A 12,787-nucleotide genomic window follows, 5' to 3' on the forward strand; every position below is an offset into this window, starting at 1 on the left:
TAACAATCGCATAATCATTCCTTCCCTTTTGAGCTTCATAAACGTAGTATGGTACTTACTATTACATGGAATTTGTTCTTGGTTTAAATAATGATGAGTTGGCCAAATTTATTCTCCACAATGGATCAAAAACAAATGAAATGGGATTTGATAATAAAATAAATTATTTAATTTATTCAGCAGAGAGAGTACGAGGGAGTGATTTAATGGGTGGTCAAATTGGATTAGTAGGCATACTACTCGTTTTTGCTAGTTTATTTTTAAGAAAATGGATAGTTGGAACCGCAAAAAAAGAAACTTCAGATAAGGGTAAAAGAGTGAGTATGTGGGGAATGACCATCGCAGCACTCATAGCAACAGCTATTATTATTTTTATTGATTTAGAAGGAAATGCTCTGAAATGGTTTTGTATGTTGTTCATATTTATCGTTGCGGGCTTTCAATCATTTGTAGATTGGAAGTTTCTAAAAGGATCAAAAGAATATATAGTTACACTTCTCGTTTTAGTTATTGGTGTAACTTTATCTTATTTCATCGTCTAGTGTTTCGGATCGGCTTAGCTGTTAGGGAAGATGTACTAGCTGAAATACGCGAGGAGCACTTGACGCTACTAGTGCTTAATTGAAGAAATTGAAATCCCATTACGATGTTTCAGTGAGGCTAGGTATGATTGAATTACTCACCGCATCATTCATGGACGACATCGACATATGCTAAAACTTTTGAGGAGAGAAATGTGTTGGTTCATATGATGGATGAATCCTCCGCTGGAGGTTCTGTATGCAAGCGAATTTGAGCTGCTGCGTATAGGGTAAACAAAGGCTCCCAATCGTAGTTTATTGCTTAACAACCCTAGATGCATAAAAAATTGAAAACTCAAGTTATCATTGATTTGCCTGAATAGGCTTTTGTGTTTAATCATTTGTCTCACCGTCAGCGCATATCATCCTTTGATCAATTCGCTAACGAACCGTATCAACCTTATTATGCAGAAAATTACTTTTCAAAAGTTTTAACGAACTGTATCGTCGTTATTTCGTGCTGTATAGGGTGTTATTCGTTATTTTCCATGAAATAACGATTGTGGAGTTCGTTAAAATATAAATTTACTACAAAAGGTCTAAATAAGAGCTGCTGGGTTCGTAAGCGATTTATCCATTAATGATGACAGCTGCGAACAACGGTTTTTGAGCATCTAAATTTTTTCCGCTTCAACATATGGTACGATTAAATAGGGGTTGTCTCAAACGTAGATAAATCTACTTTTGAGACAGCCTTTTTCTGTATAAAACGAGAAAAGTGAAAGCGAAATGAGCTAATTATTGTCTTGCGAGAGATAATAAGCGCATCTTCAACGTACATCTGACCTTTTAAACTCGATGTTTAGGGATTAAGGATTGATTTGCTTATGCGACTAACGCTTCTTTTCTTCGTATTTTTCTGAAAAAGTGTCGGTAATGTCATTTACTTAATTGAGATTGTTTCTATTCATAAACGAAGAAGACCAAGGACAAGTCGGTATAGAGTAGATATTCCTGTTAGGAGTAGAAAGAGGACAAGGAAAACGCTTTAATGTGGCTATTTATCGTAAAATTTATTACAAAGATATGACTTTATCCAGCAATAGCTCTATCGAGTCATGCGTAAGCAAGCAAGTATAAAAGAAAATGATATTAAGGCAATCGATGCTTTTTGATGCTTTTGAAGCATTTGAAGCATTTGAAGCATTTGAAGCATTTGAAGCTCTAGGAGCTTTAGGAACTCTAGAAGTTCTAGGAGCTTTAGGTGGTTTTGAAGTTTTTGAAGGATTTGAAGCTTTTGTAGATTTTTAAAAGCTATCAAAGCTATCAAAGCTCACAAGTACAACCTTCATGTGGATCACCGACCCAACTCGGCGGATAAACATTTGAAGGGGATTGGATGTAATGTTACCACGACAAAAATGAGAGGAGGCAAACCTAAAATGAGTAGTTTAAAACAGTTTTCAGTAGGTGTTGCGATTGTGTTGGTTTTGTTATTGTCAGCTTGCGGCGGGGGAACAACAGGAGACGCGCCAAATAAGGACAACAGCGGTGAAGGCGCAGAGAGCAGCGAGGCGGTGGCACTATATAAGAAAAGGTGTATTTCTTGTCATGGCACGGAGCTGCAGGGAAGAGCCGGCCCTAATTTGCAGCAGGTCGGGGCCAAGCTGACAGAAGAGGAAATAGTGGATGTTGTTTCCAATGGTCGAAAGGGTATGCCAAAGTTCGAGAGCAGCTTAACGACGGAACAGATTCAAAGTTTGGCTGCATGGCTGGCTGAACATAAATAAATTCCAAAGAACCGTTAATCTATAGACTCAGCCTATAACATAGAAAACAAGGGTCTACTCTACAAGTCAAAGTGACTTATAGAGTAGACCTTTTTCCATCTCTTAACGTAGCTTTTCTGAACACATTTTTTCTTTCGAGTGTTTAGTTATATTCTTCAAGATAATTGGATGACCATTTTCTCGCCCAAACGATAAAGATTTTTAATGGGCTGCTTCGCACCAACCAGCAGAGGAGCGGTCACCGTATGATCCAATTGTTTTTTATTAAGTTTTTTGTTGCAGCTTCAAATGTGATGTATGCTTACGAAATGACATCCTCATGAGGTGTTGATACATATGATTTCGCCATCTTATCCTGAATTACGTTGTCTTCTTGAACAAGTTTTGCTCCATTCAGCATGAGATATAAGCCGCCTGACAGAAATAAGCCTCCTAAAATAATCCAATAAAGCATGTTTCATTTCTCCTTTCTGAATCTATTTCGTTAGTCCTATCATTATAAAAGGAAATGGTGCCTGAAAATAATAGCTCGAAGTAGTCATTTCCTTGCTAAATGTGTCCGATATGTTTCGTTCATGTGAGCAATGTACAAATCAATTTCAGTGTAGGAGTCAACATTGCATTTAACTTTTATCAATTTTACATAATGGGAGGATAGCTAAGCTGAATGTAGAATAGAGTAGCTATGAATTCCAGCGAGGGGTGGCGTCAATATAAGAAGAATTCAAATGATTTAAGTAAACGCTTTCAATGGTAAGGCAGTTGTTAAGCAACAACGAATTTTTTGTCATCATTTAATGAAACTATTGCAAACGGTTAATGGAAAAGGGTGAAGGCATGTTCAGGAAAATGATTGTTATCCTGTTATTAATTTTTACTGCAACCGCATGTCAGGGGCGTTACTCAAAAAGTGATTATGACGTGATCCATTCCATTAAATCGAATTCAACCTCAGAGAAACAGGAAGATCATCGAAAGTACACCATCGGCATCGTACCAAAAGTGATGGGGATTTCTTATTTTAATGTTGCTGAAGAAGGTGCGATGGAAGCAGCTAATGATTTAGACGTTAACGTCATTTATGAAGGGCCTCCAATCGCTGATGCATCAAAGCAGATTAATGTGATTAGACATCTTATCAATTTGTCGGTAGATGCGATTGCAGTTTCTGCAAACGATCCAGAAAAGCTGCTGCCCATCATTTTAGAAGCCAAAAGCAAGGGGATCAAGGTCATTACATGGGATGCAGATACGAATCCAGAAGGCAGAGATTTTTTTGTCAACATGGTCGATACAGAGACATTAGGCCGCCATTTGTTGGATACGCTTGCATGGAACACAGAAGAAACTGGCGAATACGCAATTATGACAGGAGCGTTCTCTGCTTCTAATCATAATGAATGGCTCAAATGGATCAAACATCAGCAGAGTGAGTTTTACCCAAAAATGAAGCTGATTGATATTGTAGAGACGGAAGATGATCCGCAAAAGGCTTATGAGAAAGCAAAGGAACTGTTAGCTAAGTACCCGAATCTTGCAGGCATTATCGGCAATTCTTCTGTTGGGCCACCAGCTGCCGCACAAGCTGTAAGAGAAGCTGGCAAAACAGGTCAGGTCAAAGTTGTCGGTCTATCCACGCCGAATTTGATGCGCGATTATTTAAAGGACGGCTCAGCACAAATGGCGACACTTTGGAGCCCCAAAAAACTTGGATATTTAACTGTTGTGCTTGCAAAAAATCTGCTCGAAGGCAAGCTGCCGTATGATGGTCAAGACATTTATAATGTTGGCACTATTAGGGTGAACGGGGATACGGTCATTATGGGAGAACCGATCGATTTTACAGCAGAGAATGTGGATCAATATGATTTTTAAATTTCCAGAGCAACTGCGCTTCAGAAACTATCGGCTCAGCTCTAAGCTTATATTAGTTTATTTACTGCTAAGCGTTATCCCCATGTCGCTGCTCGGTACTTTTTCTTATTTGCAGTACACAAAATCAATTGAAGAACAAATTGGTGAATATATGCCCCGTTTTCTGTATCAAGCAAATGCGAATATAACGAAGCATATGGAGGATTTTGCAGAGCTGCATACATTAATGTTCAACTCTGACAATATGATCGCTATTTTGCGTCGCGACTCCTATCAGAGCCGTTCACAGCTGAATCAGGACCAATTCGAGGTAAACAATTATTTGGCACGTACTTATTTAAATACGGGGAACCCCGATGTTATGGGTGTTTTCATATTTTCGAAAAACAGGTTTTTTTACAGTGCGAGATCAAAGTTTACAGGTCTTAATGCGGATAATGCTTTTATCCCTTATGGGCAGGATCTTGATTTACGCGGAAAAGCGAAAATTATTCTTCCTAGCCAAATCAATCTGACATTCGAGAATAACGAACCCTATGTACTGATCATGAAACAGATGAATGATGTGGATAACCGCAAAAGCCTGGCGACTATGCTGGTTGCGGTAAAGCTCTCTTTTATTGACAACATATTGCGGGAGTTTGAACAGAACAATACAGCGGATTTATGGCTGATGAACCGTGAGGGCGAAATCATCTTTCATACAGATGAGGAGAAAATAGGAGGCTTTGATGAAGAAATAAATCGATATCCCATTTTTAACGGCAGCTTTCGAAAAGGGTCAGGGAAAAAAGCGGTGATCGTAAGTCTTAGCGAATCAAATGATTTTGATTGGATACTAGCTCATAGCATACCGCTAAAATATTTAACAGAGCGTACAGATTTGGTTATGAATGTGACCATTTTTGTATTTATTTGCTTTGTCCTCATTACTTCGATTATTTCGATTTTCTTCGCTATGAATGTAACGCGGCCGATCAAGAAGCTTTCCCGTCTAATGAAGGATGTGGAAATGGGCAGGTTTCAGGTGGATCTTAAGGTTGAAAGCAATGATGAGATTGGAGCACTCGCGCGCAGCTTTAATTCGATGGTAGCTACGATTCATGAGCTGATCGAAACGAATTTTGATATCAAAATTAGACAGAAGGAAGCTGAGCTGTACGCCCTTCAGTCTCAGATCAATCCGCACTTTATGTACAATACGCTGGAGACCATTAACATGGCGGTAGAGGACGGCAGATCGGATATGGTTGTCGAGATGGTTACACTGCTTGGTCGTATGCTTCGTTTTTCGGTTAGCAACAAAAACAAATTTGTAGCGATTGCGGATGAAGTCCAGCATATTAGCAATTATTTGACCATTCAGAAATATCGATTCAATGATCGGCTGTTGTTTGAGATCGATAAAAAAACGGACATCGAATCCTTTTATACACCCAAATTTATTTTGCAGCCGGTTATTGAGAATGCCATTAAATATGGACTTGAAACCCGTAAAGCACTCGATATTCGTCTAAGCATCAGTCGTGAATTTGGTGCGCGTTCTGGAGAAGAAGATATCGTTTTTCGCATATGGGACAATGGTCCGGGTATCGATCATGATCGATTGGAGAAGCTCGAGAGGTCACTCAGATCGGAGACACTAGCCCACAAGGATTCTGGTTTTGGGCTAAGTAATGTAAACGCTAGAATTATGATTATGTTAGGCCAGCAGTATGGGGTGCAGCTTCATAGCATTTTTGGTAAGGGAACAGAGGTTATTATCCGTATTCCTGTCATCACCCTGAACGATGTGGCAGAAAAATCGAAAAGCAAGGAGGAGTAAGCATGCACAAGGCGATCAGAACATTGATTGTAGATGATGAAGAAATGATTCGAAACGGCATTGCTAGACTCATACGCTCTTGCGGTGAGGGGTGGGAAATCGTTGCGACGCTGTCTGATGGCAAAGAAGCAATGGATTATTTGCATCAGTCACAAGGAGCAGTAGATTTGCTTATTACGGATGTGAAGATGCCCGTGATGGATGGTCTAACGTTAATAAGCGAGGGAAAACGCCATTATTCCTTCTTTCCGCTTGTGATCAGTGGTTATGATGAGTTTCAATATATTCAGACAGCGCTTCGAGAAGGAGCTGTTGACTATTTTTTAAAGCCGATAGACCGGGAGCAGTTTAAGAATCGAATGACAGAAATCAAGGTGAAAATTGAAAGCGGACGGTTTCAGCATATGAAATGGAATGAGATGGAAAGAAAATCCGAGGAGTTAAAAACATCGCAACAAGTGCAACTATTAAGCTATGTTACTTCGGCAGGGCTCGATATTTCGCGGCTAGGATATTGGGTGGATGAGTTTCCGAAAGGCCGATACGTCCTTCAATATGTAGGCCTCGATGCTCTTCCGGTAAAAACAAGAAGTTATACCCCAAAAGACTGGGAAGCTTATGTTTATGTGCTTGAGAATATCATCAAAGAAGTGGTAGAGAAATGTTCGAATGAATCAGAAATCATAGGCTGGTGCTGGAGAGGGGACGATTCGAATTTTTGGATATTGCTGCATCTTTCCGAGGCTTATGGCGAAAACAACGGTTTATTAGAAAAAACATCGTTCGAGCTGTCTGGTCAAATTCGTTCAGCGATTCAGTCCTACACGCCATTTACAGTTTCTGTTTCATGCGGCAGCTCGATTGAGGATTTATATTTGCTGCCAGAAGCAAAGGATCAAGCATTATCATTAATGTATTATCGTTTATTATATGGCGGCAATCAGTTGTTTGGCCGAGATGGCATTCAATTCAAGACGGAGAGCTCTTCAGACCAAATGGATAATGAGCTTGTCCATATTGCGCAGCGAATGAAGCAGGCAGTCGAACAAGTAAATGAGCAAGCAGCAGTTCAGTTTACGAAGGAGTTTTTTGCCCGGCTTGAAAAAATGGATTCGCCTGCTGCAATTCAACGAGCAATAATGAACGCATTTATTCTTATCCATTCGGTCGGCGTTGAAATGAAAGTGAATACGCCAATGTTAGATCCGCTCGAGAGCCGACTTCAAACGATTAAACGGGCGATAAATCTTAATGAGCTCAAAGTGGAACTCGATCAGCAGATCGCTCAGCTTGTTCTGGAAATGAAACGAATGCGTCAAAGCGGCAGCATGAAACCGATAGAGCAGGCCAAAGCTTGGATCATAGCCAATCTACAAGACGACTTAACGATTAAGCGTATAGCTGAGCAAGTCTATATGAATCCCTCGTATTTCTGCCGGCATTTCAAGACGCAAACAGGTGAAACAATTCTCGATTACATCACGCGTCTTAGAATGGAGAAAGCAAAGGAGCTGCTTATTGATTCGCAATTAAAGCTCTACGATATAAGCGTTCTTGTTGGTTATCAAGACGTAAAGTATTTCAGTAAGCTGTTCAAGCAATGGTCTGGGGAGACGCCATCTAAATATCGAGAACAGAAGTTTTCGAAATGATAGTCAGTATAGTAGAGAAACTAAAGGGTAGGCCTAGCGCCTGCCTTTTTATTTTGTTCACAAACAGCCATACAATGTGGATTCCATATACAAAGCGAATACACTCCCCCATAAGTAACGAATGTCTCCTTCTTCACGATCTGCAATTTCGGTAAGGTAGACCTAGAAGGAAGCAAGAAGCAGCAGCATGTAGAGAACAGCGAAGGATGGAGGGTGATCCGGCAATGGCCGAGTACATTTTGGAGCTAGAGGGAATTACAAAAACTTTTCCAGGCGTCAAGGCGCTTGATAATGTCTATTTTAAGTTAAAGCCCGGTGAGATTCATGCGTTGATGGGCGAAAATGGAGCGGGGAAATCAACCTTTATTAAGGTGATTACCGGTGTCCACCCAGCAGATGTCGGCGAGATCCTCTTTGATGGACAACGCGTGGATTTTAAAAATCCTACGGATGCGAAGCGGAGGGGCATTGCAGCCATTTATCAGCATGTTACTTGTTATCCTGATTTAAGCGTCACAGAAAATATATTTATGGGGCATGAGAAAATTCAAAAAGGGACTAAGCGGATTCTTTGGAACGAAATGCATAAGGAGGCCGATAAGCTTCTGAAGGAGCTTGGCGCAGCATTCAGCCCCAAAACGCAAATGGGAGCATTAAGTGTAGCTGAGCAGCAAATCGTCGAAATTGCGAAAGCGCTTTCTGTTGATGCGAAGATCATTATTATGGATGAACCAACAGCCGCTCTTACCAATAGGGAAAGCGAAGACTTGTATCGCATTACAGAGCGTTTGCGTGACAAGGGAACAGCTATTATTTTTATCTCTCATCGCTTCGAGGACATGTATCGACTGGCCAGCAAGGTGACCGTATTCCGGGATTCCAGATACATCGGGACTTGGAATGTGGATGAAATATCGAACCAAGATCTAATTATTGCGATGGTAGGTCGTGAAATTACGCAATTGTTTCCGAAGAAGGAAGCGCAGATTGGGGAAGAATTGCTTCGGGTTGAAGGTCTTGGCAGAACCGGCTACTTTGCTGATATTTCTTTTGCGCTGCGAAGAGGGGAAATATTAGGATTGACTGGTCTCGTTGGGGCAGGACGGACAGAGGTTTGCCAAAGCATCTTCGGCATTGAGCGAAGCGACAAAGGAAAGGTATTCTTCAAGGGGCAGGAAGTGAACATCCGAAAACCGATCGATGCGATGCGTATGGGGATTGGCTACTTGCCGGAGGACAGGCAGAAGCAGGGGCTCGTTCTACAGTGGAGCATCGGTAGAAATATAACATTATCATCGCTTGAGAAGATTTCAAGCAAAGGTGTTCTTAACACCGATAAGGAAGCGAGTATCGCTAAGCAATTAGCTGAGAAGGTAAATGTTAAAGCAAAAAGCATATTTGATTTGGCTAGCTCGCTCTCAGGCGGCAACCAGCAGAAGGTTGTATTTGCAAAGCTTCTGACTGCTGATGTGGATGTCATCATTTTGGATGAACCAACCAAAGGTGTGGATGTTGGCGCCAAATCTGCCATATATGAAATGATCAGCGATTTGGCATGTCAAGGGTATGGGATACTGATGGTATCGTCAGAGATGCCTGAAATGATTGGGATGTGCGATCGGGTAGCCGTCATGCGCGAGGGCCGGATAACAGCTTTTCTAGACCGCGATTCGATCTCGCAGGAAGCGATACTTCAAGCATCAATGGCTGACGATCGCCCTCTTATACAACAACATTAAAGGTGGGCATGACACATGCAGGAGAGAGAACTCAGTACGAGAGGTATAACCGCAGCTTCGCTTAGAGCTACAAGGCCAACGCGCACGCTCAGCGCTAAGATCGCCAAATTCAGAGAGCTTGGACTACTCGGATTTATTGTTTTGCTTTCAATTGGCGTTCAGCTTCGCAATCCCAGCTTTTTGACCTTGGAAAATATAAACGATATGGTAACGAACACCGCGATTTTGAGCATTTTGGCTGTGGGGATGATGCTCGTAATCGTTACCCGCGGAATTGATCTTTCCATCGGTGCAACATTGGCTCTTTCAGGCATGATCGCGGCACAGACGGTCAGTGCATTTCCGGAAATACCAGCTGTCGTCGCCCTTCTGATCGGCACTTTAACGGGACTTGTCAGCGGTGTGATCATTGGTTTCCTGGTTTCCAAAATCGGTATCCTGCCCATCATAGCCACACTCGGGATGATGAACGTGTTCCGCGGGTTTACTTATCTAACTAGTGGGGGCAAATGGGTTAGTGCACATCAAATGCCTACAAGTTTCAAAGCGATGGCAACGGGAACAACGCTCGGAATCAATAATCTGATCTTTATTGCAATCCTCATTTATTTCGTCGCTTATTATTTTGTTAATCATACCCGAACGGGCAGACAAATCTATGCTGTTGGAAGCAATCCAGATTCGGCAGTAATAAGCGGCATTAAGGTAGACAAAATTTTATGGCTCGTATATTCCATTATGGGCGGTCTCTCCGGCTTAGCAGGTGTGCTATGGGTATCCAAATTTGCATCAGCGCAAGGTGATACCGCATCGGGTTATGAGCTCAGCGTAATTGCTGCGTGTGTACTAGGCGGTGTGAGCATTGCAGGCGGTTCTGGCAAAATATCGGGCATCATCCTTGGCTCTATTTTACTAGGTATTTTGAATAATGCACTTCCTTTGATTAACGTATCGCCATTTTGGCAAAACGGCATTCAAGGCGCAATTATTTTGATCGCGGTCCTTATTAATGCAATCGTCAAGCGCGGCGTTGATCGCAACAATCTTATGAGGAGGAAAATCTAACGCTATGGAGCCGAGAATTGTTACGAATAAGCAGGATTTTTCCTTCAAAAGGTTTTTCCTTCAGTGGGAATGGATGTTGGTGGTATTGTTTCTTGCCATAACCGTCATGAATATGAATCTATCTGAGTTTTATTGGGATTACGATAATTTGCGAGATGCAACGATGGGATTTCTGGATAAAGCATTTATCGTGCTCCCTATGGTGTTCATCATCATCCTCGCGGATATCGATATATCCGTCGCATCGATTGTAGCATTATCGTCTGTTATTATGGCGGACTTATTCAATAAAGGAGTCCCTATTGTGCTGGCTATGGTCATTTGTTTGGCAGTGGGCACCATTTGCGGATGGATTAACGGCATCCTTATTGTGAAGTACAAGGAATTGTCCGCAGTTATCATTACTTTGGCAACGATGATCATTTATCGGGGAATCGCCTACATTATTTTGGAAGATCAAGCAGCAGGATCTTTTCCAGAGTGGTTTAGCTATTTGGGCTGGGGGTACGTGGGACCGATTCCGTTTATCTTGATCGTTTTTGCGGTATTTGCCATTGTGTTTAGCTTACTGCTGCACAAAACCGTGTTCGGCCGACAATTGTACGCGATGGGGAATAACATCAACGCGGCCCGCTTCTCAGGTGTGAATGTCGATCGTGTAAAAGTAATCGTCTTTACGCTTGCAGGACTGATGTCCGCTGTGACTGCTTTGTTTCTAACTTCCCGTATGGGAAGCACGCGTCCTAATATTGCGATGGGGTATGAACTCGATGTCATTGCCATGGTTGTTCTCGGCGGCATTAGCACGGCTGGAGGAAAAGGAAGAATGGTAGGAGCCATACTAGCGGTCTTCCTCATAGGTTTCCTGCGTTATGGTTTAGGATTAGTTAACGTACAAGCGCAAATCCTGCTCATTATTATAGGCTTGCTGCTTATATTCGCCGTCGCTGTTCCGAGGCTTAAAGTAGGCCGGAGTCGTACGAAGAAAACTTAAGTTGGTGCAATACAGTCGATCGGCTGTTTTGTATATAAAGGATTGGACAAAAAAAGGGAGGAAAAACAATGAAAAGAAACAAGGTGTTATCCGTTTGTTTAACTGTTTTGCTTACGATCTCGATGTTAACCGCATGCGGAGGAGGCAACAGCGTCAATAACTCCAAAAATACGGGCGGCAACAAGAGCGAAGCTACAGAGAAAAACAAGGGAAATGACACATCGGACAGCACGAAAAAGAAGAAATATGCCATTATCTTTAAAAACACGGGTAATCCATACGGTGAGAAGCAAATGGAAGGCTACAAAAATGCTGTTGAAGAGCTCGGATATGAAGCGATTTTGAAGGCGCCTGATCAGCCGACTGCAGAAGCACAAATTCAAATGATTGAAGAGCTTATCTCACAAAAGGTGGACGTGATCGCAATTGCGGCAAATGATCCGGATGCGCTCCAGCCGGCGCTGAAGAAAGCGATGAAACAAGGAATTAAAGTGCTTTCTTTAGATTCAGCGGTTAACGCAGCCAGTCGCATGGTTCATGTAAATCAAGCAGATCCTGAGCGTATCGGCCGCACACTAATTCAAGGCGTATCGGAAATGATTGGCGGCGAAGGCGAAATTGCGATCCTGAGCGCGACCTCGCAAGCGACAAACCAAAACACTTGGATCGAATGGATGAAGAAAGAGTTGGAGGATTCGAAATACAGTAAAATCAAGCTCGTTAAAGTAGCTTATGGTGATGATTTGCGTGATAAAAGCGTGTCCGAGACTGAGGCGCTCTTGAAATCGTATCCTGATCTGAAAGGTATTATTGCGCCAACGACAGTAGGAATCGCGGCTGCGGGCAAGGTTTTAACGGATAAGGGTCTCACTGGGAAAGTGCAATTGACCGGTCTTGGCCTGCCAAGTGAAATGGCGGAATACATCGTGAGCGGCGTATGTCAGTGGATGTATTTGTGGAATCCGATTGATGTTGGTTACTTGTCCGGTTATGCAGCAGACGCATTGGTGAACGGCAAAATTACAGGTGCGGTTGGGGATAAGCTGACAGCTGGCAAACTAGGTGAGAAAGAAGTCGTGAAAGATGGTGAAGGCACGCAAATTATGCTTGGCGATCCCTTCAAATTCGATTCCTCTAACATCGCGGAATGGAAGGATGTTTATTAAAACAAACCTTTCATCATTACACATAATCGAAGAATGAGAAGATTGGCCGGGTAGTCGTTGAAGGACCTGCAGCAAGCAGGATATCCTTTCTTGTACTCCCGGCTATTTTTTTATGGATTTATGTTTAGTCTTCCAAATTGAAAGCGATACCAATGTAACG

Annotated in this window: 11 protein-coding genes; 10 read left to right on the plus strand and 1 reads right to left on the minus strand. The window is 42.1% G+C overall.

Annotated features, from left to right (window positions below):
* The first annotated feature begins 65 nt into the window (after positions 1-65).
* The 3 genes from AB4Z50_RS02090 to AB4Z50_RS02100 all read left to right on the plus strand — a co-directional run bounded on the left by AB4Z50_RS02090 (position 66) and on the right by AB4Z50_RS02100 (position 2,311).
* Positions 66-542, plus strand: coding sequence for a DUF4181 domain-containing protein (locus AB4Z50_RS02090; RefSeq protein WP_441875069.1), 477 nt, complete (start codon positions 66-68; stop codon positions 540-542).
* 1,143 nt (positions 543-1,685) lie between these two features.
* Positions 1,686-1,832 (plus strand): hypothetical protein, encoded by a 147-nt coding sequence (locus tag AB4Z50_RS02095; protein ID WP_441875072.1) that lies wholly within the window; start codon positions 1,686-1,688, stop codon positions 1,830-1,832.
* A 131-nt stretch (positions 1,833-1,963) separates the two neighbouring features.
* Positions 1,964-2,311: a c-type cytochrome gene (locus AB4Z50_RS02100; RefSeq protein WP_441875074.1), complete on the plus strand. Its 348-nt coding sequence runs from the start codon at positions 1,964-1,966 to the stop codon at positions 2,309-2,311.
* A gap of 301 nt (positions 2,312-2,612) precedes the next feature.
* Here the strand turns inward: AB4Z50_RS02100 and AB4Z50_RS02105 are convergent, their stop codons facing one another.
* Positions 2,613-2,765 (minus strand): hypothetical protein, encoded by a 153-nt coding sequence (locus tag AB4Z50_RS02105; protein ID WP_441875077.1) that lies wholly within the window; start codon positions 2,763-2,765, stop codon positions 2,613-2,615.
* A 365-nt stretch (positions 2,766-3,130) separates the two neighbouring features.
* Between AB4Z50_RS02105 and AB4Z50_RS02110 the strand changes: the two genes are divergently transcribed.
* The 7 genes from AB4Z50_RS02110 to rhaS all read left to right on the plus strand — a co-directional run bounded on the left by AB4Z50_RS02110 (position 3,131) and on the right by rhaS (position 12,627).
* Positions 3,131-4,186 carry an autoinducer 2 ABC transporter substrate-binding protein gene (locus AB4Z50_RS02110; protein WP_441875080.1) on the plus strand — a complete coding sequence of 352 codons (1,056 nt, stop codon included), beginning with the start codon at positions 3,131-3,133 and terminating at the stop codon, positions 4,184-4,186.
* The gene (locus AB4Z50_RS02115) at positions 4,176-6,011 is read left to right on the plus strand and encodes a cache domain-containing sensor histidine kinase (RefSeq protein ID WP_441875083.1); all 1,836 of its coding nucleotides are present in this window, start codon (positions 4,176-4,178) and stop codon (positions 6,009-6,011) included. Before AB4Z50_RS02110 ends, AB4Z50_RS02115 begins: the two co-directional genes overlap by 11 nt.
* A gap of 2 nt (positions 6,012-6,013) precedes the next feature.
* A complete protein-coding gene (locus tag AB4Z50_RS02120) occupies positions 6,014-7,663 on the plus strand; it encodes a response regulator transcription factor (protein ID WP_441875086.1) in 1,650 nt (549 codons plus the stop codon).
* Positions 7,664-7,887: 224 nt separating this feature from the next.
* Positions 7,888-9,402 (plus strand): sugar ABC transporter ATP-binding protein, encoded by a 1,515-nt coding sequence (locus AB4Z50_RS02125; RefSeq protein ID WP_441875089.1) that lies wholly within the window; start codon positions 7,888-7,890, stop codon positions 9,400-9,402.
* 15 nt (positions 9,403-9,417) lie between these two features.
* Positions 9,418-10,467, plus strand: a complete 1,050-nt coding sequence (locus AB4Z50_RS02130) for an ABC transporter permease (protein WP_441875092.1) — start codon at positions 9,418-9,420, stop codon at positions 10,465-10,467.
* A gap of 4 nt (positions 10,468-10,471) precedes the next feature.
* Positions 10,472-11,461, plus strand: coding sequence for an ABC transporter permease (locus tag AB4Z50_RS02135; protein ID WP_339202968.1), 990 nt, complete (start codon positions 10,472-10,474; stop codon positions 11,459-11,461).
* Positions 11,462-11,529: 68 nt separating this feature from the next.
* A complete protein-coding gene (rhaS, locus tag AB4Z50_RS02140; RefSeq protein ID WP_441875095.1) occupies positions 11,530-12,627 on the plus strand; it encodes a rhamnose ABC transporter substrate-binding protein in 1,098 nt (365 codons plus the stop codon).
* Positions 12,628-12,787: the final 160 nt, after the last annotated feature.

Source organism: Paenibacillus sp. 2TAB26 (genome assembly GCF_052115145.1).
Lineage (GTDB): Bacteria > Bacillota > Bacilli > Paenibacillales > Paenibacillaceae > Pristimantibacillus.